The 23,122-nt window shown below is 71.6% G+C and carries 16 protein-coding genes and 1 tRNA gene; 4 read left to right on the top strand and 13 right to left on the bottom strand.

Annotated features, from left to right (window positions below; all coding sequences use genetic code 11):
- Positions 1–30: 30 nt before the first annotated feature.
- The 3 genes from ACFV9T_RS05900 to ACFV9T_RS05890 all read right to left on the bottom strand — a co-directional run bounded on the left by ACFV9T_RS05900 (position 31) and on the right by ACFV9T_RS05890 (position 2,752).
- Entirely contained in the window at positions 31–1,137 is a 1,107-nt protein-coding gene (locus ACFV9T_RS05900; protein WP_385436934.1) for a YeiH family protein, read from the bottom strand.
- Positions 1,138–1,174: 37 nt separating this feature from the next.
- Positions 1,175–1,735 (bottom strand): cysteine dioxygenase, encoded by a 561-nt coding sequence (locus ACFV9T_RS05895; protein ID WP_385436933.1) that lies wholly within the window; start codon positions 1,733–1,735, stop codon positions 1,175–1,177.
- Between the two features lie 111 nt (positions 1,736–1,846).
- The gene (locus ACFV9T_RS05890; RefSeq protein WP_385436932.1) at positions 1,847–2,752 is read right to left on the bottom strand and encodes a LysR family transcriptional regulator; all 906 of its coding nucleotides are present in this window, start codon (positions 2,750–2,752) and stop codon (positions 1,847–1,849) included.
- Between the two features lie 161 nt (positions 2,753–2,913).
- On the opposite strand from ACFV9T_RS05890, the gene ACFV9T_RS05885 reads away from it, so the two are divergent.
- The 4 genes from ACFV9T_RS05885 to ACFV9T_RS05870 all read left to right on the top strand — a co-directional run bounded on the left by ACFV9T_RS05885 (position 2,914) and on the right by ACFV9T_RS05870 (position 9,175).
- On the top strand, positions 2,914–3,798 hold the full coding sequence (locus ACFV9T_RS05885) for an alpha/beta fold hydrolase (RefSeq protein ID WP_385436931.1): 885 nt from the start codon (positions 2,914–2,916) through the stop codon (positions 3,796–3,798).
- A gap of 116 nt (positions 3,799–3,914) precedes the next feature.
- Positions 3,915–3,989 (top strand) — tRNA-Cys (locus ACFV9T_RS05880).
- Between the two features lie 315 nt (positions 3,990–4,304).
- Positions 4,305–8,321, top strand: a complete 4,017-nt coding sequence (locus ACFV9T_RS05875; RefSeq protein ID WP_385436930.1) for an amino acid adenylation domain-containing protein — start codon at positions 4,305–4,307, stop codon at positions 8,319–8,321.
- A gap of 86 nt (positions 8,322–8,407) precedes the next feature.
- Positions 8,408–9,175 carry a sulfite exporter TauE/SafE family protein gene (locus ACFV9T_RS05870; protein WP_385436928.1) on the top strand — a complete coding sequence of 256 codons (768 nt, stop codon included), beginning with the start codon at positions 8,408–8,410 and terminating at the stop codon, positions 9,173–9,175.
- A 1-nt stretch (position 9,176) separates the two neighbouring features.
- Here the strand turns inward: ACFV9T_RS05870 and ACFV9T_RS05865 are convergent, their stop codons facing one another.
- From ACFV9T_RS05865 to ACFV9T_RS05820, 10 genes are all read right to left on the bottom strand, one after another.
- A complete protein-coding gene (locus ACFV9T_RS05865) occupies positions 9,177–9,938 on the bottom strand; it encodes an SDR family NAD(P)-dependent oxidoreductase (protein WP_385436927.1) in 762 nt (253 codons plus the stop codon).
- A 41-nt stretch (positions 9,939–9,979) separates the two neighbouring features.
- Positions 9,980–10,369 carry a DUF3592 domain-containing protein gene (locus ACFV9T_RS05860; RefSeq protein WP_385436925.1) on the bottom strand — a complete coding sequence of 130 codons (390 nt, stop codon included), beginning with the start codon at positions 10,367–10,369 and terminating at the stop codon, positions 9,980–9,982.
- Positions 10,370–10,433: 64 nt separating this feature from the next.
- The gene (locus tag ACFV9T_RS05855) at positions 10,434–11,384 is read right to left on the bottom strand and encodes a GNAT family N-acetyltransferase (protein ID WP_385436924.1); all 951 of its coding nucleotides are present in this window, start codon (positions 11,382–11,384) and stop codon (positions 10,434–10,436) included.
- Positions 11,385–11,394: 10 nt separating this feature from the next.
- Positions 11,395–13,716 (bottom strand): xanthine dehydrogenase family protein molybdopterin-binding subunit, encoded by a 2,322-nt coding sequence (locus ACFV9T_RS05850; RefSeq protein WP_385436923.1) that lies wholly within the window; start codon positions 13,714–13,716, stop codon positions 11,395–11,397.
- Positions 13,713–15,767, bottom strand: coding sequence for a 2Fe-2S iron-sulfur cluster-binding protein (locus tag ACFV9T_RS05845; protein WP_385436922.1), 2,055 nt, complete (start codon positions 15,765–15,767; stop codon positions 13,713–13,715). Before ACFV9T_RS05845 ends, ACFV9T_RS05850 begins: the two co-directional genes overlap by 4 nt.
- The gene (locus tag ACFV9T_RS05840; protein ID WP_385436921.1) at positions 15,764–16,663 is read right to left on the bottom strand and encodes an FAD binding domain-containing protein; all 900 of its coding nucleotides are present in this window, start codon (positions 16,661–16,663) and stop codon (positions 15,764–15,766) included. The genes ACFV9T_RS05845 and ACFV9T_RS05840 overlap by 4 nt, the downstream gene beginning before the upstream one ends.
- Before the next feature lie 275 nt (positions 16,664–16,938).
- Positions 16,939–18,612 (bottom strand): beta-N-acetylhexosaminidase, encoded by a 1,674-nt coding sequence (locus ACFV9T_RS05835; RefSeq protein WP_385436920.1) that lies wholly within the window; start codon positions 18,610–18,612, stop codon positions 16,939–16,941.
- A gap of 258 nt (positions 18,613–18,870) precedes the next feature.
- Positions 18,871–20,115, bottom strand: a complete 1,245-nt coding sequence (locus ACFV9T_RS05830; RefSeq protein WP_385436919.1) for a hypothetical protein — start codon at positions 20,113–20,115, stop codon at positions 18,871–18,873.
- Between the two features lie 716 nt (positions 20,116–20,831).
- Positions 20,832–21,899, bottom strand: coding sequence for a glycoside hydrolase family 19 protein (locus ACFV9T_RS05825; RefSeq protein WP_385437128.1), 1,068 nt, complete (start codon positions 21,897–21,899; stop codon positions 20,832–20,834).
- Between the two features lie 227 nt (positions 21,900–22,126).
- Entirely contained in the window at positions 22,127–23,077 is a 951-nt protein-coding gene (locus ACFV9T_RS05820) for a hypothetical protein (RefSeq protein ID WP_385436918.1), read from the bottom strand.
- Positions 23,078–23,122: the final 45 nt, after the last annotated feature.

Here is a 23,122-nt window from a genome sequence, read left to right as displayed (position 1 = left end):
TGAGGCGTACGCCGCAAGGTCCCGGCCGCGTCACGTGGTGAGCAGGACGCCCGCGTACGAGACCCCCGCGATCACTCCCCACGCGCACAGCCCCAGCGCCGCGACCCGGCCGCCGGTGCGAGTGAGGGAGGGCAGGTGGACCGCGCTGCCGAGGCCGAATAGGGCGGCGGCGAGCAGGAGTTCCTGCCCGGTGGCGGCGGCGTCGAGCGCGGCGGCGGACGGCAGGCCGGTGCTGCGCAGCACGACCATGGCGAGGAACCCGGCCACGAAGAGCGGCACCAGCGGAGGCCGCTTGGCCGCCGTCCGGGCCGCCGACGTACGGGCACGGGCCCGCGCCCGCGAACGTACGGACACGGCCAGCGCGGCGACGAGCGGGGCGAGCAGCGCCACCCGCATCAGCTTGACCAGCACCGCGTCCTTCAGCGCCGCGGGCCCGGCGGTCTGCGCGGCCGCCACGACCTGGCCCACGTCGTGCACGCTCGCGCCCACCCAGCGGCCGAACTGGGCGTCGCCCAGCCCCAGCGGCTGCTGGAGCAGGGGCAGTACGGCGATGGCGAGCGTGCCGCACAGCGTCACGAGCGCGACCGAGGTGGCCACGTCCCTCTCGTCGCTCTCGGACACCTCGCTGACCGCGCCGATCGCGGACGCGCCGCAGATCGAATAGCCGGTGGCGATCAGCAGCGGCTGGTCACCGGGCAGCCCCATCCGGCGCCCGAGCCACCAGGTGCCGCCGAAGGTGGCGGCGACCACGCAGAACACCATCGCGACGGTGGCCCAGCCGAGGCCGAGGACGTCGTTCAGGCTGAGCTTCAGGCCGAGCAGCACGATGCCGAGCCGCATCAGCCGCTTCCCGGCGAGGGAGAGCCCGGCCCGGCAGCGGCCCCGTACGAGCCCCCGGGCGCCGGGCAGATGGGCCGCGCCGATGCCGAGCACGACGGCGGCGGTGAGCAGGGGGACGGCGGGCACGGCCCGGTGGACCAGCCACGCGGCCGCGACCCCGCAGGCGGCCAGCCCGAGCCCGTACGCGGTGGCCGGTATGCGCTGCCGTAGCCGCTGCCGTATCCGCTGCCGGGGAGCCGCGATCGTCGCGGCGGGCGTCCCGGCGGGTGCCCCGGCGGGTGCCCCGGTCACCGCCATGCCGTCACCGCCGTCGCGCGTATGACGGAGGCCCCGGTCACAGGTCGTCCACCGCGGGGGCCTCGTACACCCGCCGCACGCTGCTGCCCAGCCGCACGATGTCGGCGCCGTAGACGTGGATCGAGATCGCCTTGGTGCCGCAGGCGTTCCACACCCTGTGGATATCTCCGGGCGGCGCGAAGCCGCAGACCGCGCCCTGCGGGTTGATCACGTCCTCGACGGCGACCAGCCGCGAGGTGGGGCCGTCCGGGACGAGGCGGTAGCGGCGTTCATGCTCCTCGCCCTCGTGAACACCGGTGACGCACCAGGACACATGGTCGTGCACGCCGGTGCGCTGGCCGGGCAGCCACACCAGGGCGACGACGGAGAAGCTGCCGTCGGGCTCGGCGTGCAGGACGTGCTGACGGTAGTGATCGGGGTCGCCCTCGCGCTGGGCGGGGGTGAGCAGATCGGGCACGCCGAGGTAGGGGGCGAGGCGTTCGCCCACCAGATAGGCGGTCACATCGGGCGGCAGGCCGCGTCCGACGGCCTCGCGGACGCCGTCGACGAAGGCGCCGAGGGGGGCCGTGACACGAGAGGACGGATACGCGGTGGTCATATCGGCAGCGTGCGGACGGACCGTCCATCACGTCCAACGACAGATTGTTGGGCGGGGGTCAACCTCCGCTTATAGGTGTGCCGTTGTGCAGACTCTCGTACGAAGGGGGCGTCAGCAGCCGACCCGATTCCCCGCCACGGTCCGCAGCTCCTCCAGCACCCGCGCCGTCGCCGGGATCTCCAGGTGCTCCCGCAGCACATACGCCGAGACGTGGCGCCGCGACGCCGGATCGAGGGCGCGCCCGGTGACCTTCTGGTGGCACAGGAAGGACAGCACCAGACCCGGCATCATCGCGACGCCGAGCCCGGCCGCGACCATGCTCTGCACCACCAGGTTGTCGTCGGTGGTGAAGGCGATGTCGGGCGCGAAGCCCTGCTCGGCGCATTCGTGCAGGAAGTTGGCGCGGCAGCGCAGGCATCCGGCGATCCACCGCTCCCCGCTCAGCTCGGCGAGCTTGACCGCGCGCCGCCGGGCCAGCGGGTGCCCGGTCGGCAGCAGGACGGTCAGCTGGTCCTCCATCAGCGGGATCTCGACCAGGTCGGGGGGCGTCTCCTCGCGCAGCCCGGGATAGGTGAAGGCGAGGGTGATGTCGCATTCGCCGCGCACGACGCGGTCGAGCGAGTCCGGCGGCTCGCCCTCCAGCAGGTCGACCCGCACCCCGGGGTGGGCGGCGGCGAGCCGGGCCATGGCCTCGGGGATGAGGGTGGCGTTGGCGCTGGGGAAGGCGCACACCCGCACCCGTCCGGCGCGCAGCCGGGTGATGGCGTTCATCTGGGCCTGGGCGGCGGAGATGGAGGAGAGGATGGTGTCGGCGTGCCGGGCGAGCGTCTCGCCCGCCTCGGTGAGCCGCATCCCCCGGCCGACGCGGATGAACAGCGGGCTGCCCACGCTGCGTTCGAGCGCCTTCATCTGCTGCGTTATGGCGGGCTGCGTATAGCCGAGGGCGCGGGCGGCGGCCGAATAGGAACCGGCGCGGACCACCTCGTGGAACGTCCTGATGTGCCGTGAATCGAACACACGAGCATCATAGAGGGAAACCATAAGCGCGTTTTGGGGGAACGGAACATCACCCCTCCCGACGCTTTGAGTCACCCCAGATGAGTCACCCCGGCCCACCCGCCCCACCCGATATCCCACGTCACGCTGCCGATGCCCCACTGATCAGGCAGGCTGGCCTTATGCCGCACTACACGTCGTACGACCAAACGGAGCTGGCCTACCGCGTCCTGGAGGCCCGCGACGGGTCCGCGCGGCCGCCGCTCATCTGCCTGGCGGGCGGGCCCGGGCGGGACGCCGCGTACCTCGGCGACCTCGGCGGTCTCGACGCGAACCGCACCCTGGTCATCCCCGACAGCCGTGGCACCGGGGACTCACCACCCGCCGCCGACCCGAGCGGCTACGCGTTCCCGGGCCTTGCCGAGGACCTGGAGGCGCTCCGCCGCCACCTCGGGCTCACCCGCTTCGCGCTGCTCGCCCACGACGCGGCGGCGGCCACGGCCCAGGCGTACGCGGCGGCCCACCCGGAACACCTCAGCCATCTCGTCCTGGTCTGCCCGGGCGCGCGGATGCAGGGCGAACTGCCCGAGGACGCCCGGGAGATCTTCGAGTCGCGCGCCGACGAACCGTGGTGGCAGGAGGCGTACGTGGCGATCCAGATGCTGCCCGACACCACCGACCTCGCCGAGGTGCGGGAGCTGCTGCTGAAGGCCGCCCCGATGGCGTACGGCCGCTGGGAGGAGCCGCAGCGGGCGCACGCGGCGGCCGAGGGCGAGCAGCTGGGCCCGGTGCCGCGCGCGGGCTTCTGGCAGGGCGTGGACGAGGCGGGCCGCCGCGCGGTGCTGGCGCGGCTGCGCGAGGTGCCGTGCCCGGTGCTGGTGATCACCGGCGACCGGGACGCGGTGACCGGCGTACGGGCCGGGGAACTGGTCGCCGAGTCGTTCCCGGCCGGGCGCGCCCGGCCACTGCACGGCGTGGGCCACTACCCCTGGGTGGACGAACCGGAGCTGTTCCATCCGGTGGTGGAGGATTTCCTGGAACACCCGCACGCACCGGGCCGCCCCTGAGAACCGCCGCGCAGGAGCAACTATGAACGGCGTATGTCAGTCGTATGGCAGCGCCCGCCGAACCGTTGATGCCCCCGGAACCCCTGCCTAAGGTCGTATGCAACGAGCACGACATTGGCCGTGTGCCCGAGTGGTTCAGGGGCTCGCCTGCAAAGCGAGTTACGTGGGTTCGAATCCCGCCACGGCCTCCACAGCGCCCCGCGCTCCCGCACTCCCCCGGGCCGCTCTCCCCACTGTCCGGTCTCTCCCCTCGTGAACTACCGGACACCCTCTGGACACATTGGCCTTACGAGGCGCATGCTCAGAATCGCGAACGGCGTTCACGCAACTGGTCACCTGACCTTTTTCACATTCTCCCCACTAAATGGTCTCCGACCCCCCGCAGTGAGCGCGTTTTCGGCGCATAGGCTCCTTGAGGTGCCTGCAGTCCCCGACGGAGAACCCGCCGTGACTGAACAGGCACCCTTTGTTTCGACCTGCGATCCTGTGTTCCGTCTGGGGGAAATGTGCAGCCCGCCGTACCGGCCACCCGTCTGCCACTGTCGACCGGCCAGAGCGAGATCTGGTTCATTCAGCAGCTGGAGCCGCCGGAGAGCACGACGTTCAAGGTCGGCGAGTACCTTGAGATTCAAGGCCCCATAGACGCCGAGATATTCGAGAGGGCGCTGCGTCGGACGATCGCGGAAGCCGAGCCGTACAACATCCGGGTCGGCGAGGACGACGGAGTGCCCTGGCAGGTCCTCGACCCGGTGACCGACTGGGACTTCCCGGTCCTCGACCTGAGCGGCGAGCGCGATCCGCACACCGCCGCCGTCCGCTGGATGAAGCACGACCTGTCCACCAAGCTGGAGTTGGACGACCACCCGCTGTTCTCGTTCGCCCTGCTCAAGCTGAGCGACGACTGCTTCTACTGGTACCAGGGCAGCCACCACATCGTCTCGGACGCGGGCAGCGCCGCCCTGCTGGGCCGTCGCGCCGCCGAGATCTACACCGCGCTGAGCGAAGGCGGCGACCCGGCCGCCGGAGAAGCCGGGGAAACCGTCTTCGGGTCCCTCCGGACGCTGCTCGACCGGGACGCGGAATACCGGTCGTCGGAGGATTTCGCCAAGGACCGCGCGTACTGGACGGAACACTTCGCGGATTCCCCGGAACCGGCCCGGCTTTCCGGCCGCCCCGGCGACGACCTCTCCAGCGTGCTGCGCGAGACCGCGTACCTGACCGAGGCGGAAGCGGTCGAGCTGCGGGCCGCGGCGCGTAAATACGCGACCCACTGGTCGGCGATGATTATCGCGGCGACCGCCACCTATCTGCATCGATTGACCGGTAAATCGGACATCATTCTGACGCTGCCGGTCACCGCCCGCACCGATGCCACCCTGCGCGGGATTCCCGGGATGTTCGCCAATGTGGTGCCGCTGCGCATCCAGGTGCGCTCGGATATGCGGATACGCGATCTCGTACGACAGGTCTCGCGGGAAGTCCGGCAGGCACTGCGCCATCAGCGCTACCGCCATATCGACCTGGCCCGGGATCTCCACCTCCCGGACGGCGGAAACGGCTTCCTCGGCCCGCACGTCAACATCATGACGTACGACTACGACTTCGACTTCGGCGGACATCGCGTCGTCGGGCACAACCTGTCCAACGGAACCGTCGAAGACCTCTCGATCATGGGTTACGACCGCTCCGACGGCAGCGGTATCCGCATCGACCTCAACGCGAACTCGAACCTCTACACCGCCGACGGTCTGGCCGCCCACCGCGAGCGGTATCTGAACCTGCTGCGCACCCTCGCCGACACCTCGGACAAGGAGCGCACGGTCGGCGCCATCGAGCTGCTGACCGCCGAGGAGCGGCGGCGCGCGGCCGAGGAGTGGAACGACACGGCGCACCCCACCTCGGGCACCACCCTGCCCGCGCTGGTCGCGGCGCAGGCCGCCCGTACGCCGGACGCCGAGGCCGTGGTCTTCGGCGACACCCGGCTGAGCTACGCCGAGCTGGACCGCGCCGCCGACCGGCTGGCCCGCCGCCTGACCGCGCGCGGCGCGGGCCCCGAGCGCACCGTCGCCGTCGCCCTGCCGCGCTCCCCCGAGCTGGTCGTCGCGCTGCTGGCGGTGCTCAAGTCGGGCGCCGCGTATCTGCCGCTGGAGCTGGACTACCCGGCCGACCGGCTGGCGTTCATGCTCGACGACGCCGCGCCCGCGCTGCTCGTCACCCGCGCCGAGCACGCCGAGCGGCTCCCGGCTGCGGACGACGTGGATCGACTGCTGCTGGACGACACGTACGCCGAAACGGGTACGGAGGACGCACCGGAGGTGACGCTCGACCCCGAGCACCCCGCGTACGTCATCTACACCTCCGGCTCCACCGGCCGCCCCAAGGGCGTCCTGGTCCCCCACCGCGCCATCGTCAACTGCCTGGAGTGGATGCAGGGCAGCCACCCCCTCACCCCCGAGGACCGGCTGCTCCAGAAGACCCCGGCCGGATTCGACGCCTCGGTGGCGGAGTTCTTCTGGCCGCTGGTCAGCGGCGCCGCACTGGTGCTCGCTCAGCCCGGCGGCCACAAGGACCCCGCGTACCTGGTGCGCACCGTCCGCGAAGAGCGCATCACCACGCTCCAGTTCGTACCGTCGATGCTCCGCGCGTTCCTCGCCGAGCCGGATGTCGCCGAGCGCTGCGCCGACAGCCTGCGGCAGGTGTTCTGCGGCGGCGAGGCGCTGCCACGCGAGACGGCCGACCGCTTCCACCGCCTGCTGCCCGGCATACCGCTGCACAACGTGTACGGGCCCACCGAGGCCACCGTCGACATCAGCGCCCACACCTGCGAGCCCGGCGCGACCGGCCCGGTCCCGATCGGCGCCCCGGTGTGGAACAGCCGCCTGTACGTCCTCGACTCCGCCCTGCGGCACGCCCCCGCCGGGGCCGTCGGCGAGGTCTACCTTGCCGGGCCGCAGCTGGCCCGCGGCTACCACGACCGGCCGTCGCTGACCTCCGAGCGCTTCGTGCCCGACCCGTACGGCCACGCCTTCGGCGCGCCCGGCGCCCGGATGTACCGCACCGGCGACCTGGCCCGGCGGCTGCCGGACGGCGGCGTCGCCTACCTGGGCCGCTCCGACGACCAGGTCAAGCTGCGCGGCTTCCGCATCGAGACCGGCGAGGTCGAGGCCGCCCTGCGCGCCCTGCCGGACGTCGCGGAGGCCGCGGCCATCGTCCGCGAGGACCAGCCGGGCGACCAGCGGCTGGTGGCCTATCTGACGGCCGAGGGCGACACCGCGCCGTGCGTCGCCACCGCCCGCGAGATGCTGCACCGCGATCTGCCCGAGCACATGGTGCCCACCGCGTTCATGGTGCTCGGCACGCTGCCGCTGAGCCCCAACGGCAAGCTGGACCGGACCGCGCTGCCCGTCCCCTCCCACGAGGCCGCCCGGGGCGGCCGCGCGCCGCGCACGCCCCGCGAGGAGGCGCTGTGCACGCTGTTCGGCGAGGTGCTGGGCGTCCCCGACGTCACCATCGACGACGACTTCTTCCTGCTCGGCGGGCACTCCCTGCTCGCGTCCAAGCTGGCCAGCCAGGCCCGTGCCGCGCTGGACACCGAGCTGTCGATGCGTGACCTGTTCGAGGCCCCGACCGTCGCCCGCCTGGTGGCCCGCCTCGACGAGGCGACGCCCGCCGACGCGGCCCAGCTGCACCCGCTCGACACCCTGCTGCCGCTGCGCGGCGAGGGCGGGCGCGCGCCGCTGTTCTGCGTCCACCCCGGCGGCGGCCTCGGCTGGTCGTACACCGGCCTGATGCGCCACCTCGCCCCGGACCAGCCCGTGTACGCCCTCCAGGCGCGCGGACTGACCGAGGCCGACGTGCTGCCCGCCAACGTCCAGGAGATGGCCGCCGACTACCTGGACCAGATCCGCACCGTCCAGCCGACCGGCCCGTACCACCTGCTCGGCTGGTCCTTCGGCGGGCTCATAGCCCACGCCATGGCCACCCGGCTGCAGAGCGAGGGCGAGGAGGTCGCCACCCTCACCGTCATCGACGCCTACCCGGACAACGACCAGGCCCTCCCCGACCTCCCGGACCTGGGCAAGCGCCAGTGGCTCGGCGTCCTGCTGGACAACATCGGCGGCGGCGACATCTTCGCCCCCGGCTGGCTGGAGGCACACCCCGACGGCCTCGACGACGGCGACCAGCTGATCGCCGACCTCAGTCAGGAAACCGGCCTGCCGCAGCGGCTCCTGGAGGGCGAGCACAGCTTCCCGCTGCTCGACATCTTCCTCAACGACCAGGAGCTGATGCGCAAGTTCGCCCCCGACCGCTTCGAGGGCGACATGCTCCTGTTCACGGCCGACGAGGAGATCCCGGGCTACGAGCGCGACGCGCTCCACGTCCCCGAGTCCTGGCAGCCGTACGTCTCCGGCGCCATCAAGCACCACGGCGTCCCGGCCCACCACTACCACCTGCTGCACGAGGAAGCCCTCAACCAGCTCGGCCCGGTAGTGGCCCAGTCCCTGGACGCCACCCACCGCTGACCAAGGGGCGGGGCACCCCACCGAGGGGCGCCCCGCCTGGCTTACCGTCGTCGCATGCGAATAACGAACATGTCGGAGGCGACCGCGTGACGCCGTGGGAGATGGTGGCCGTCTTCGCGGCGGGGGTGGGGGCGGGCGGGATCAACTCCGTCGTGGGGTCCGGGACGCTGATCACGTTCCCCGTGCTCCTCGCCACCGGGCTGCCGCCCGTCACCGCCACGGTGTCCAACGCGCTCGGGCTCATACCCGGGTCGGTCAGCGGGGCGATCGGGTATCGGAAGGAGCTGGCGGGGCAGGGCCCAAGGGTGCTGAAGCTGAGCGCCGGGGCCCTGGTCGGCGGGCTCGCGGGGGCCACGCTGCTGCTGACGCTGCCCAGTACGGCGTTCGAGCGGATCGTGCCGACGCTGGTCGGGCTGGCGCTGGTGCTGGTCGTGCTGCAGCCGGTGATCTCCAAGAGGGTGCGCGCCCGGCGGGAGAAAGCGGAGGGGCGCGCCAAGCGGGATGGTGGGGTGGGGCTGCTGGTCGGGCTGACGCTCGCCAGCGTCTACGGCGGCTACTTCGCCGCCGCCCAGGGGATCATCTACATGTCGCTGATGGGCATGCTCCTCGACGAGCCGATGCAACGCCTCAACGGCATCAAGAACGTGCTCGCGGCCGTCGTGAACTCCGTCGCCGCGCTGTTCTTCCTCTTCGCCGCCGACTTCGACTGGACGGCCGTCGTCCTCATCGCGGTCGGCTCCGCCCTCGGCGGCATGACCGGAGCAGCGGTGGGCCGCCGCTTCAGCCCGGCCGCGCTGCGGGCGCTGATCGTGACGGTGGGGACGGCGGCCATCGTGCAGCTGGTACTTCGCTGACTCAGCGGAGGGTGATCGTATTGCCGGTGATGAGCGCGGCCGCCTCGGAGGCGAGGTACGCGATGGTCTCCGCGACCTCGGCCGGTTCCGCGACGTGGAAGTGGGTGCTGCTCGACGCGACGAACTCCCGCACCTCGTCCGTCACCCAGCCGGTGTCGGTGACGGGCGGATGCACCACATTCGCGGTGACCCCGAGGTCGGCCAGCTCCACGGCTGCCGACAGGGTGTAGTTGACCTGGGCGGCCTTCGCGGCGCCGTACGAGACCTCCCCGGGGAAGCCGAGGTCCCCGCCCGACGTCAGCCCGACGATCCGTCCCCACGCCGCGCCCCGCGCCCGGTGGCGCCGGGCCAGCTCGCCGATGAGTAGGGCCGGGGCCATCGCGTCCACCGCGAACTGCCGCGACCATGTCTCCGCGGTGACGGGCTGCAACGGCCGCCCGAAGCGGTCGGCCGGATCGGGAGTGAAGGTGTCCTGAATCCATCCCGAGGCGTTGTTGATCAGGATGTCGACCGGGCCGAGGCGTTCCTCGGCGCGGTCGAAGAGCGCCCCGGGAGCGGCGGGGTCGCGGAGATCCGCCTCGAAGGCCTCGGCCCGTCCGCCCGCTCGGCGGATCTCCTCCGCCACCTCCTCGCCGCCCGGCCCGAGGTGGGCGCAGAGCACCGCGACGCCGCGCGCGGCGAGCGCGGCGGCGGTCGCCGCCCCGATCCCGTGGTTCGCTCCGGTCACGATGGCGACATGGTCCGTCCGCGGTGTCTCCGGCATACCGATAGGAGTAGCAAACGGGAGCGGCCGCGCGGAAGCGATTATTGGAGGTGCGGCACCAGCGCCGTCATCCACATCACGCCCAGCAGCAGGAAGGCCAGGTACGAGCGGGTCGCACGCCAGGTGTACGACAGCATCCGGGCCTCCTCCGGACGGTCGGCGGGGTAGCCGACCGGGACGCGGGTGCCGACCAAAGGGGCGGACCTCGTGGTCAGCATGCGGGTCTCGAACTCGCGGGGGCGGCCGTCGTGGTCGGTGAAGGTCAGGGTCAGCTCCGTGTGGTGGTCCTCGCCGCGGTCGACCACCCGGCGGCCGGTCACCCGCGCCTCCGCCTGCCGACCGGTCCGCCGCAACCAGTGCGCCCGGGCGGGGGTCCAGAGCGCGGTGGCCAGGAGGAGGACCGTACTGATCGACATGAGCAGGAGGGGCACGAGCCGACACCTTCCGAAACCGCGGCCAAGAGGATCACCGTGAAGGACGCGCCCCCTTGGCGGATCAGTTGCTCCGGCGGTAGCGGACGTATTCGTTCAGGCGCCGGAAGCCGACGCTTTCGTAGAGGTCGTACGAGCGGTGCGGGTTGGCCGTGCCCGTGTAGAGGCGGGCGGTCGTCGCGCCTTGGGCGCGGAGGGCGCGCAGTCCGGCGAGCAGGACGGCCCGGCCGAGGCCCAGGCGGCGGAAGTCCGCGTTGACGCTCAGCTCCTCGACCTCGCCGACCGTACGGTCGTGACGGCGCAGCGAGCACAGGGCGACACCGGCCGTCCGGTCGCCCTGCCGGACGGCCCGCCAGCAAGCCGGGGCGGCGGTGGCGAGGAAGTCCTCGAAGGCCCAGGTCTCGGTGAAGGGGGCGTTCGCGTAGGAGTCGACGACCGTCTGCCAGGCGGCGCGGTAGTCGGACGGTTCGATGGGGCCCAGCGTGAAGCCGGACGGCAAGGAGCGGCCGGGGTCCGGCAGTTGGCACAAGTCGGGCAGCTCCAGTTCGACGAGGCTGAAGACCCGCCGGTAACCGGCGTCCAGCAGCAGCGCCGTGGCGTCCCGCTCGGTGGCCATGGCGTTCGCGCCGATGACGGCCGCCCTCGCGGTCCCGTGCCGTCCGACAAGGTGACGGATGCGGGTCTCGGCCCAGTCCAGCATGGCCGTGCCGACGCCCCGGCCACGGTGCTCGGGAAGGAGGTGACCGCGGTGCAGGTACAGCCACGTACCGTCCCGCTCCTCCCACCACCTGAGCGTCACATACCCGACGACGCTCCCGTCGTGCGTCACCAGAACCTGGTCGCGCGACGGGTCGTCCAGTGCGGCGGACGTCTCGGCGATCTCGGCCGCCGTCGGTACGCCCTCCACGACCGAACGGGCGTCGCCCCCGTCCCGTGCCGCACAGCCGCGCCGTACCGCGGCCATGGCCTCGTGGTCGTCGGCGCCGCGATATGGCTGTAGCGCGTAGGGGGCCATGAGCATGTGGCTACGTGCGGTTGACCACGGCCGCCTGGGGGCGGATCGGGAGGCGGTTGACCGGGCGGCCGGTGGCCGCGCGGACGGCTGCCGCGACCGCCGCCGGGGAGGTGACGACCGGGACCGCGCTGGCCGCCTTCGCGCCGAAGGGGGCCACCACGTCGCGCTCCTCGACCAGTTTGACGATGCGGATGTCGGGGACGTCCACAGCGGTCGGCAGGGCGTAACCGGTGAGGTCGGGGTGGCGGATGACGCCGCGCGAGGTGCGCAGGTTCTCGGTGAGGGCGGCGCCGATGCCCTGGGCGATGCCGGACTCGATGCGGGTACGCAGCTGGCGCGGGTTGAGCACCCGGCCCACGTCCTGGGCGACCGTCATCTCCACGACGCGGACCGCGCCGATCTCGACGTCGACGTCCACCACGGCCCGTACCGCGCAGAAGGCGAGCCCCACGAAGGCGTCGCCCTGGCCGGTGTCGTCCAGCGGTTCGGTGGGGTGCGGGCGGCACTGGGCGGTGGCCCACAGCTCCTTGCCCTCAAGGGCCTCCTCGACGGTGGTGCTGAGGACCCCGTCGTACGAGGTGATCTTGCCGTCGGCGATGGTCAGCAGCTCGGTGGACATGCCGAACTTGTGCGCCAGCGGCTGGAGCAGCTGGGTGCGGACCATCTTGGCGGCCCGCTCGACCGCACCGCCCGAGACCCAGGTGTGGCGGCCGCGCGAGGCGGGTCCGGCCGGGGGCTGGTCGGTGTCGACGGGGGCGACGTGGACCTCCTCGATACCGAGGACGTCCTGCACGATCTGGCGGGCCAGGGTGGTGAAGCCCTGGCCGGTCTCGACGGCCGCGCAGATGACGGTGGCGACCGGTCCGGTGACCTTGACGGTCGCGGTGGACACCTCGTCGGTGCCCTCGGCGCCCAGCATGTGCACCATGCCCAGCGCGTAGCCGACGCCGCGCCGCACCGCGGCCGGGTCGCCCGCGCCCTCGGGGCCGCCGGGCAGCAGCCAGTCCTCCTCGGCGTCCTCGGCGGGGAGGTCGGGCAGCGGGGCGTCCCGGACGGCCTCCAGCACCTCGGCGACCGGCGCCGGGCAGGTGACGGTCTGTCCGGTGGGCAGCAGATCGCCGGTGGCCAGGGCGTTGCGCATCCGGATCTCGGCCGGATCGATGCCGAGCTTGGCCGCGAGCTTGTCCATCTGGCCCTCGTACGCGGCGCACACCTGCATGGCGCCCTCGCCGCGCACATGGCCGGAGGGCGGGTTGTTGGTGCGGACCGCCCAGCCCTCGATGAAGGCGTGCGGGACGACGTACGGGCCGCAGGCGAACGAGACGGCGGCGGCCAGGGTGTCGGCCGAGGCGTCCGCGTACGCGCCCCCGTCCAGCAGGATCTGCGCCTCGACCTTCACCAGCTTGCCCTGAGCGTCCGCGTGGTGGCGGTAGCGCAGCAGGGTGGGGTGGCGGTGGGCGTGGCCGAGGAAGGACTCCTCGCGGGTGGCGGCGAGCTTGACCGGATGGCCGGTGCGCAGCGCGAGCAGCCCGAGCGGCAGCTGCATCCCGGGATCCTCGCGCTCGCCCATCGCGCCGGGCACGCCGGTGACGACGACCTTGACGCGCTCCGGCTCCAGGCCGAAGCAGGCGGCGGCCAGATCGCGGTCGGCGTGCGGGTCGGTGGAGGCCGTGTAGATCTCCACGCCGCCGTCCGGGCGCGGTACGGCGAGGCCCGCCTCGGCGCCGATGGGCGCCGGGTCCTGGCGGCCGATCCGGTACAGGCCCTCGACGATGACGTCGCCGATGACCTCCGGGTCGCCGAAGGACAGCGGGATGTGGCGGACCAGGTTGCCGTCGGGGTGCAGCGGTTCGGCGGAGAAGGCCTGCTCGGGATCGGTGACCGGCTCCAGCACCTCGTACTCGACGGCGATGGCGGCCGCGGCCAGCCGGGCCGTGTCGGGGTGGTCGGCGGCGACCGCCGCGATGGGCTCCCCGTGGTGGCGCACCAGGTCCTTGGCGAAGACCGGCCGGTCGGCGACCCGGCGCCCGTGCGAGGCGTCCCCGGGGACGTCGGCGTGGGTCACCACGGCGTGCACACCGGGCATCCCGGCGGCCGGGGAGGTGTCGATGGAGACGATGCGGGCGTGCGGATGCGGTGAGCGCAGTACGGCGGCCCACAGCAGCCCCTCGGCCCACAGGTCGGCCGCGTACGGGAAGGTGCCGGACGCCTTCGCCGACACGTCGGCGGGCTGGAGCGACACGCCGAGGCCCATGTGGGGCGGCGGGGGGACGGGCGTTCCGGCGGAGGGGGTTGCGGTGACGGCTCCCGCGCCGTCCGCGATTCCGGTCATGATGCCCTTCCCATACCGCTGCCGTTGCCGCCGTCGCCCCGGTTGCCGGTGCCGGGCGGACCCGCCTGCCGGGGGATGCGGGCCGGGTCGTGCGCCGCCGCCTCGTCCTCGGCGGCGTCCGCGGCGTCCGCCGCCTCGTCGGCCGCCTCACGGGACGCGACGACCTCGCGCACGGCGTCGACGACTCCGCGGTAGCCGGAGCAGCGGCACAGGTTGCCGCAGATCGCCTGGCGGGTCTGCTGGTCGGTGGGGGCGTGGTTGCCCTCCAGCAGGTCGTGCACGGTCATCGCGAGACCGGGCACGCAGAAGCCGCACTGGACGGCGCCGCACTCGGCCAGCGCGCGCTGGACGTCGGAGGGCTGGCCGTCCTGGCCCAGGCCCTCGACCGTACGGACCTCCGAGCCCGCGGCGGTCGCGGCGGGCACCAGGCAGGAGGCGACGAGCCGCCCGTCGACCTGGACCGAGCAGGCACCGCACTCGCCCTGCGAGCAGCCGTCCTTGGCACCGGCGAGGCCGAGCCGCTCGCGCAGCACGTACAGCAGCGACTCGCCGATCCAGGAGTCGGTGACGGGCCGGTCGGCGCCGTTGACGTGCAGCACGTACGAGGCCTGGGGGTGCTCGCTGTGGGCCGGGTCCACCGCATCGGCGGCGGCCTCCGGGGCCGCCTCGTCCTCGGCGGGGGCGGCAAGGGGTTCGACGGGGGCGTCAGGCGCCTCGGGGGCGTCCGCCGGGGCCTCGGGGGCCTCGGGCTGCTCCGGGGCGTCTGTGAACGCCTCGTCGGGCGCGGGCTGTTCGGCCTCGGCCGGGGCGTCGGCCTCGGGCCCGCCGGGTCCGCCAGGTCCGCCGGAGGGGGCGGGGCTGCCGTGCGGCGGGGTGTGCGCGCCGGGGTGCCCGGCGTCCATCACGAACTCGCCCGAGTCCCCTGCGGAGGGGCCGTGAACCCCGGTGTCGTCCGTGAACTCGCGCTGCCAGGCCGCCCCTTCGGGCTCCCGCTCCCGTACGAACGCGCCGGAGTCCCCGGCGGCCGCACCGTGCCAGCCGTGGCCGTCCGTGCCGTGCGCGGGCGTGCCGTGCGCGGGCGTGCCGTGCGCGGGCGTGCCCTGCGGCGGGGTGCCGTGCGGCGGGGTCGCCGGGGCGGAGTGCTCGCGCGGCGTGTCGTCGTCGGGCATCCGCAGCGGACGGCGCGCCGGAGCGCCCGGCCGGGCGGCCGGGCCGGGGTGGCCCTCGACCACGTACTCCCCGGAGTCCTCCACGCCCTCGTCGGCGGCCGGGACCGACCACTGGCCGCTGTGCCCCGCCTGGTCACCGGAAACCGGCTGGTCGGCATGGGGCTGCCGCGACTGCTGCTGGTACGGGGCGGCGGTCTGCTGCTGCCGCGCGTTCCGCCCGAACGGCAGCCGCAGCTGGGCGGTCTCCTGCGGATCGCCGACATCGCCGGGGTCGCCCGGGGCGATCGGGCCGCCGTACGGCGGGGCCGCCGGGCCGGGGTGGTCGTCGACCCGGTACTCACCGGTCTCGTCCACGCCCTCGTCGCCCGCGACCGGGATCGTCCACTGACCGGCCTGCACCGGGGTGCCCTCGCCGTGGGTGGCCCCCTCGGGCAGCGGCCAGTCGTCGACCGGCTCCTCGGTCCGCACCGGCCAGTGACCGGTGTGCGGCACATGTCCGCCGTGCCCCCCGGGGTCCTCGGCGGGCACGGGCCACTGCGGAGTGCCGTGCGGCTCCTGGTGGCCACCGTAGGCGTAACCGCCGGTGTCCGTGTGGGGCATGGTCCAGTGGCCGGTACCGGAGTGGTCCTGTCCGGACGTGCCGTACGGACCGCCCCACTGACCGTCCTGGGACGGCGCGCCGGGCATCGGCGGCGGGGTGTAGCCGGTGCCGGGTGCCGCGAGCGGGTCCCAGCCACTGGCCGGATCGCCCGGCTCCGGGAACTGGAAGTCGGGCGGAAGCTGGACGAAAGCCGTCGACTCGGCGTCGTACTCCGGGCCGTGCGGCATCGGCTGCCACCCGCTCCCCGGGTCCGGCCGGTGCGGCTGCTGTTCGTCACTCACGCGAGTGCCCTCCCCAATGCTCGGCGGGCCAGGGCTGCCACCGTACGCCTCAGATGGATCGCCGCGGGCGGCAGGGTGACCTGCTCGGAGCCGTCCTCCGGCGGCGGCGGGTCGGGGATGCAGGCGGCCGCCACGTACTCGCCGAACGCCGTGGTGACCTGCGGATCGAGGTGGCCGCGCTCGCCGTCCCAGTCGATGAGCGAGGCGACCCAGCGCTCGGCCTCCAGCGGGCGCAGCGGCATCGGCGCGACCGCCCCCACCGCGCAGCGCACGCCCCGGCGCGCCGGGTCGAGGACGACGGCGACGGACGCGGTGGCCCGGCCGGGGCCGGTGCGCCCGGTGGCCTTGAGGAAGGCCTGCGGGGCGTGCAGCAGCGGAACCCGGACGAATCCGACGAGTTCACCGGGGCTCAGCATCTCGACTCCGGCGAGCAGATGACTGACCGGGATCTCGCGGCGCGCGCCCTCCGGCCCGGCGATGACGAGGGTGGCCTCCAGGGCGGCGAGCACGGGCAGCGCGTCGCCGGTGGGGGCGGCGCTGACAATGTTGCCGCCGAGCGTTCCGGCGTTGCGGATCTGCGGGGGACCCGCGGCGCGCGCGGCCGCGGCCAGGGCCGGGATGAGCGCCGCGAAGTCGGGGCGGCCCATCCGGGCGTGGGTGAGTCCGGCGCCGAGCAGGGCGTGTCCGTCCAGGTAGCGCCAGCCGCGGATTTCGCTGATCCGGCCGAGCCCGACGAGGGCGGCGGGCCGCAGCAGGCCGGAGTTGACCGCGGCCATCAGATCGGTACCGCCGGCCACGGGCACGGCGGCGGGCATGGCGGCCAGTGCCGCCACGGCCTCATCCAGCGAGCCCGGCAACGTCACCGTGTGCGCCGCCTGCGGTGCGTGCGTGGTCAACCCAGCTGCCCCTTCCCCGGTGTCCCGGCTGTTGCGCCGTACGGTACGTGCTCACAGCCCGGACGTGGCAACTCTGGCACATCTCGCACGCCTGCCGTCGCGAGGGTCCAGGAAGCGCGGTTCCGTCCCTGACCTGGGGGATGGTACGGGTTTCTGGTGACGTCTCCGTCGGGTGTGGATTGCCACGTTTCAGGGACCCTTGTACGAACTTGCGTAGCGGCCGGACGTCCACCGTCCCAGGGGCGGGGCGCGGAGGCGAGCCCCTTGCGCGGGGCTCACACGATCGGGGGCGCTCCCTCGATCGGACGTCCGAGCAGGCCGGGGCGGCGCTGCCAGGGGCGCGGACCGGAGGGCGGCCGGTAGCTCACGCCCAGCGCGTCCAGGCGGGCGTAGTGTGCTTCCATGCGCCCCTCGAATTCCGCGAAGTCCCGCTCGGGCGGCGGCGGAAGGGCGGACCATACGGCCTCGGCGAAGGCGGCGAGACGGGGGAAGGTCTGGTAGTCGACCCGTCGCCGGTCCTCCATCACCTCGGTCCAGACGTTGGCCTGGGCGCCCAGGACGCGTCTCGCCTCGTCCTCGGTGAGCGACTGGGGAACCGGCTCGAAGCGATAGACGTCCTCCAGGGTGCGGACGTAGCCGATGGGGACCGGCTCGTCCTCGCCCGGGGCCTGCCGGTGGTCGAAGTAGACCTGTTGTTCGGGGCACATGACGACGTCGTGACCGGCCCGGGCCGCGGTGACGCCGCCCGCGTAGCCGCGCCAGGAGGAGACGGCGGCGCCGTCGGGCAGCGGGGCGTGCGGCGCGCCGCCCTCCAGGATCTCGTCCCAGCCGATCAGCCGTCGGCCGCGGGCGGCGAGCCAGCCGCCGAAGTGCCGGATGAACCAGCTCTGCAGCTCGTCCTCGTCCGCCAACCCCAGCTCCCGGATGCGCTCCTGGGCGGCCGGGGAGGCCTTCCACTGCTCCTTGGGGCATTCGTCGCCGCCGAGGTGGACGAAGGCGCCGGGGAAGAGGTCCAGCACTTCTTCGAGCACGTTCTCGAAGAAGCGGAGCGTGGTGTCGGTGGGGGAGAGTACGTTCGGATTGATGCCCCAGGTGGTCCAGACCCCGAGGGAGGCGGTGTCGATGACGTCCGTGTTGCCCAGCTCCGGGTAGGCGGCGATGGCGGCCTGACTGTGCCCGGGGATGTCGATCTCGGGGACGACGGTGATGTGCCGTTCGGCGGCGTAGGCGACGATCTCGCGGATGTCGTCCTGGGTGTAGTAGCCGCCGTGGGGGCGTTCGTCCCACAGCGGGGAGGCACGGTGGCCGAGCTTGGTGCGGGTCCGCCAGGCGCCGGTCGCGGTGAGTTCCGGGTAGCGGAGGATCTCCAGCCGCCAGCCCTGGTCGTCGGTCAGATGGAGATGGAGCACGTTGAGTTTGTGGGCGGCGAGCAGGTCGATATAGGCGAGCACGCCGTCCTTGGGCAGGAAGTGGCGGGCCACATCCAGCATCAGCCCGCGCCAGCCGAAGCGGGGCGCGTCCTCGACGCTGAGCGCGGGCAGGGCCCATTCGCGCCGGTCGGGGTCGAGGGGCGCGCGCCGGAAGGCGTCCGCGCCGAGTAGCTGGCGCAGCGTCTGGGCGCCCCAGAACAGGCCCGGCTCGCCGCCGCCCTTGATGACGGCCGTGCGGCCGTCGACCACGAGCCGGTACCCCTCGGGGCCCAGCCGCTCCCGGAGCCCGGTGTCGAGGCCGAGCACGATGCCGCTGCTGCCGCCGCCGTCGCCGGTGTGCGGGGACAGCGGCAGGCCGGTGGCGGCCCCGACGGTGGCGCGCAGCCAGCGGGCCACGCGCTCGGTACCGGGCCCGGCGTCGATCCGGCTGCCCTCGTCCAGGACGCAGCCCTCGCCGGGGCCGGTGCGCCAGGCCTGGCGCGGGGCCGGGATCAGGGCCGTGACGGGCTGCTGTCGCAAGGCGCCACTCCTTACTCCTCTTACTCTTCTTGCACCTCTGCCGCTCCGCCGAGACCGGAGACCGGACGACGCTTTACGAGTACGAACATGACCAGCGCGGAGGCGACCTTGGCAACCCCGGCGGCGATACGGCCGCTGCCCCCGTGACGGCGAGTGCGATCGGGACGGGCGACCAGTCCGCTACCGCTCACGCCTGTGCCGCGGGGCACGGGCGGTATCCGGCGGCACGCCGCCACCATCCCGGCCTGCCGCTCACCGCTACTTCCCCCTCCCCATACTCCGCTGAGTCGGCGCGCCGTATGTCACGCCGCTGCCCTGCGGCGAGGTCGCGGACTGCTGCTGGCCGTACCCGCTGGTCGATGGGGTGAACTGTCTCGCCGCCGCCGCCCACTGCCCAGCCGGGGCCTGATATGGCTGCCCGTCGTTTGTGAAGCTGGGCACGGTGGCAGACGCAGCCCCCATCAGCGAGTTCTGCTGCTGCGCCGACAGATCCGGAAATGGCCCATCTCCGGGCGCTAACTCCCTTGCACGCCTCACAATCTCACGCACGGGGTCTGGTGGATTGTTCATAGAAATTCTGTGGACCACCTCCCCGTTCTTACGCCGAATTTCTTCCGTCTCGAGATTCCCGACCCCGGTCACCACAGTGTATTCCGAAGCACTCAGCGCCCCAGTACGGCTAGTACCACTGAGACCGCAAAGTCGATTCACTCCATGCTTCAGCGAGGCAGGCACGTCTTGGCCACGGATATAATCACTTGGCCTGTACCCGGGGCGCACTATTCCCCGCCTGAACAAGAAGTCGAGAATTATTGCATTTTTGTCGCGTATTTCGACTACAGCATTCTCACGGCCCCGCTGATAGTCGGGATGAATATATAAGCCCCCCACCTCCCCTCGCTCTAGACGAATACGCTTATCAATCAGCGCCCACGCTACCGGAGGGCTCAGCGCTTCGGCCAGGCCTGCGGAAGCTCTATAAAGGAATCTCCTAGTTGTCTTCGACCATTCATCCTCTGAGGGCGGACAATACCCGCTCGGTACCGTCCCTTCCTCCACTCCGCGCTCCGTGTAAAGTCTCACAACATTGCGAGCGCGTTCAAGAGAATCGGGATCTCCCCATTTTTCGCGTTGCGCATTGGTGAGCACACTCGGGTGAATGTACCATGCACCAAATCTCAGCCCCTCCACGTTCTCGCCCATCTCCTCCACGTACTCGACGGGGACCTGCATCTTCTCCAGCGCATCTTTCGTATGCACCTCCAGTCCACGATTTTGGGGATCAAGGAACCTGTACAGCAAGTGCCCGATCGGAATCTTCTGGGATGCAGGGGCTGTTTTCGGTCCGTATACGGGCTTTATTTCCACCTGCACTTCGGGGTCCGGCAGTCTTCTCCTTCGGTCTTCGCCTGCCTGATTCCCTTCCTGGAGCCAGGTGACGTATCCGGCCATGATCTCGGCGTCACTGTATGTATTGAGGCCGCGGACTTCGGGGTCTGGCACGATACCCTCCATCGAATCGGCAGGCTGCTGTCTTCACCTCCCATAACGTCGGCAGAACCCAGCCGGTTCACTCACCTGCCCGGGCGTCCGGCGCGTTGGCGGAAGGCGCACGAGGTGGCCATGGAGCAGATCACGGGCCTGATCGCCCTGGTCGAACCCCGTCTGCGGGCCGGGTGATTGGTACTGGGCCTGCTGTCGGTAGTCGACAGACCGGTGACGTGGCGAAGAGCACCGGTCGGAATCCGGCGCCAATCCCGGCACCGCCGTGCGAATCAAAGACTCCCAGGCCGCCGTCTACCTCTGTTCCATGCCAGCGCCTGCGGCCACGCGGCGGTGGACCGTGAGCTGTACATCCCGCGCTCTTGGACAGCGGGCCCGGACGCCGCAAGGCTGCCGGGCTCGACGCAGGCACACCACCGGTGAACTCTCCTACGACCGCCGCTATTCGCCAAATTCTTGCCGCCGACCACGCTGGTGCGGGCCGCGGGATCGAGCTGGCGGATCGCTTCGCGGTGCTCGTCCTGACCTTCCTGGCTGGATCGGCGCCGAAGAACACGCCCGCCGCCCCACCTCTGAGGGCCATCCGACGATCATCGGCGCCCGAGGCGGGGCGACGATCTCCGCAGATGGCGCGAAGGCCGTATGCATGCCGTGCATACGGCCTTCGCTTACACCACAGCGGCCGGACAGCCGGACGGGGAATTGCTTCCCCTACCTCAGCAGGAGAGCTTGTCGCCCGGTGCGACGCCGAGGATCTCGGTGAAGCGGAGATAGGAATCCACTCGGCTCTGGACCTGGGCGGGGTTCTTGCCGTCGCATTCCAGGCTGCCGTTGATGGAGCGGATGGTCTGGCCGAAGCCGGCCTGGTCGACCATGGCGTCGTGCGGGGTCATGGTGCCGGGGCCGGACTGGGTGTGCCAGTACCACAGGCCGGTCTTCCAGGCCACCGCCGCGTCGTTCTGCACCAGTCCGGGGTCGCCGAGCAGGTCGATGCCCAACGCGTCGCCCGCGGCCTTGTAGTTGTAGTTCCAGCTCAGTTGGATCGGGCCGCGGCCGTAGTAGGCGTCCTGTCCCGCGGGGCAGCCGTACGCCTGGTTGGGGTCGCAGTAGTGGGAGTAATTAGCCGTGTTCTGCTCGACGACATGCGCCATGCCGCCGGTCTCGTGGCCGACGTCGGCGAGGAAGGCGGCGGCCTCCTGCTTCCGGACGGTGTCACTGCCGGTGGTGGCGAACTGAGGGAAGGCGCTCAGCGCCGCTGTCAGCCCGCTATAGGTGTAGAAGGAATTCCGGTTCGGGAACATCTCGTTGAACTGCTTCTCGCTGACGACGAAGTCGGCGTTCTGCGGCGTGGTGTCGTCAGCCGTTTGCCCGGCCGGCGCCGTGGCGGTCCACTTCTGGTTCGCGGCTCCGGAGCAGGTCCATATCTGCAGGCGGGTGCGGTTGGCGCTGTTGTTCTCGCGCACGTCCACGCACTTGTCCGCGGCCGGGTTGACGATGTCGTGGGCCTCGTTGACCACCCACTGCTGGTTGGGGCCGCCGTTGCAGTCCCACAACTGGACCGAGGTCCCGTCGGCGGTACCCCTCTCGACAGCGTCCAGACACTTGCCGAGTACGCGCAGGGTCCCGTCACCTGGGGTGGACACACGCTGGGCGTCGGTGCCGTTGCAGAAGAAGAGCTGCACGGCTGTGCCGTTGGCGCTGTTCGCGTCCGCCACGTCGAGACACTTGCCCGCCAGACCGGTGATTTGTGTATCCGACGTGGAGGCGTTGGCCGCGGGAAGCATGGTGCCGGGCGCGACGCCGAACAACGCGGCGCCAACGGCCGCCGAAACGACGCCAGTCGTAAGAGCGGCGCGGATGGGCCGCCTGAGGAAGCGCCATCTGGCGCGGGGTGCGGTGGACATCATGGGCTCACTCCTTGGGTCTGTCACCCAGGCACCACGGCCACGAGCCATCAACGGTTCTATGGCGCCGTCACGCGCTTTCGCGAAGATCCCCCTCGCCGTGGAGGTCAACGGGAGTTCCTGCGGGGCCTGGACCGGGCTGGGCCGGTGTCGGGCCGGGAGGCGAGCCCACTGCCGTCAGGCGCCGAATGCCGCCTACCCGCCGGGCCATTCGGCACGTACTGGGTTCCCGCCGCGAACGCGTTGGCAGGGACGGCGCTCGCCTGGGGTGAGGGGCCAGCCGTGGAGGCGGTGCTGTGCAGCGGGAGAATGGGCCCGCTATCGGACTGTTGCGGGTTTTTCGGCGCGTATTTCTCATAGACGATATAGAGGAGCTGCGCGGTCGTCGCGCCCGCGGCTACCGCAGCCCCAATGGTCTCCAGCAGAGGGTTTTTCCCCCCGGCCCCCGCAGCCCACGCGACCTTGGCCGCCCCATTCATCAGGGAGCTCTTGTCCGATCTGGCATCGTAAAAATCCGCCGCGGCCGCACTCCCAAATGCCATCGCTCGAGCCATGGGGCTTCCCGTGTATCCAGCAACCGCGAATGCGAGCATCTCGGCAGCACCAATCAACCCTTTAGGCCAATCCTCCTCTTTCTGACCACGCAGAATTTCCGCGGAAGCAGCATTTGCGGCACAGTTGAGAGCCGGGCCTACGATCTTCAGGGCCTTACTGCTGGCCACTATCCCGCCTGTCCACACAGCGGTACCGACAAAATTAACCCCATGCGCCGCGGCCATCTCAAAGTCTTTGTCCAGAAAGCTCTTCAGTGAATTTTTCGCATGGTTGGCGGAAAGCAAGCCGAAGCCGATCCCATGCAAGAGGGCGCTCTGCCATGGTGTCCTGTATCCAGCGGCGAGAAAACTCATGGCGCCTCCCACGAGGCCCTTGCTCGACGCGTCCCAGTAAGTTCCGCTTTTTTCGGGGCTCGCATCATGCCGCGCCTCTGCCGAATCGGCCCGAACGGCCTCCTCTTCTCCCTGAGGCGCTCCTTGCGATCGGCTGGTCGCGTCCGTCATGTGATGCCTCCCTGCTCCGGGGATGTTCGCGACACACAACGGATT

The organism is Streptomyces sp. NPDC059850 (assembly GCF_042731515.1).
Lineage (GTDB): Bacteria > Actinomycetota > Actinomycetes > Streptomycetales > Streptomycetaceae > Streptomyces.
Note: the sequence above shows the minus strand (reverse complement) of the source record. Positions and strands in the feature narration are given on the sequence as shown.

Coding starts and splice junctions, on each gene's coding strand:
- ACFV9T_RS05865 (WP_385436927.1), bottom strand. CDS start 9,938: ATGCCGGAGACACCGCGGACGGACCATGTCGCCATCGTGACCGGAGCG.
- ACFV9T_RS05825 (WP_385437128.1), bottom strand. CDS start 21,899: ATGCTTCCCGCGGCCAACGCCTCCACGTCGGATACACAAATCACCGGT.
- ACFV9T_RS05885 (WP_385436931.1), top strand. CDS start 2,914: ATGCCGCACTACACGTCGTACGACCAAACGGAGCTGGCCTACCGCGTC.
- ACFV9T_RS05900 (WP_385436934.1), bottom strand. CDS start 1,137: ATGGCGGTGACCGGGGCACCCGCCGGGGCACCCGCCGGGACGCCCGCC.
- ACFV9T_RS05855 (WP_385436924.1), bottom strand. CDS start 11,384: ATGGCCCCCTACGCGCTACAGCCATATCGCGGCGCCGACGACCACGAG.
- ACFV9T_RS05850 (WP_385436923.1), bottom strand. CDS start 13,716: ATGACCGGAATCGCGGACGGCGCGGGAGCCGTCACCGCAACCCCCTCC.
- ACFV9T_RS05895 (WP_385436933.1), bottom strand. CDS start 1,735: ATGACCACCGCGTATCCGTCCTCTCGTGTCACGGCCCCCCTCGGCGCC.
- ACFV9T_RS05820 (WP_385436918.1), bottom strand. CDS start 23,077: ATGACGGACGCGACCAGCCGATCGCAAGGAGCGCCTCAGGGAGAAGAG.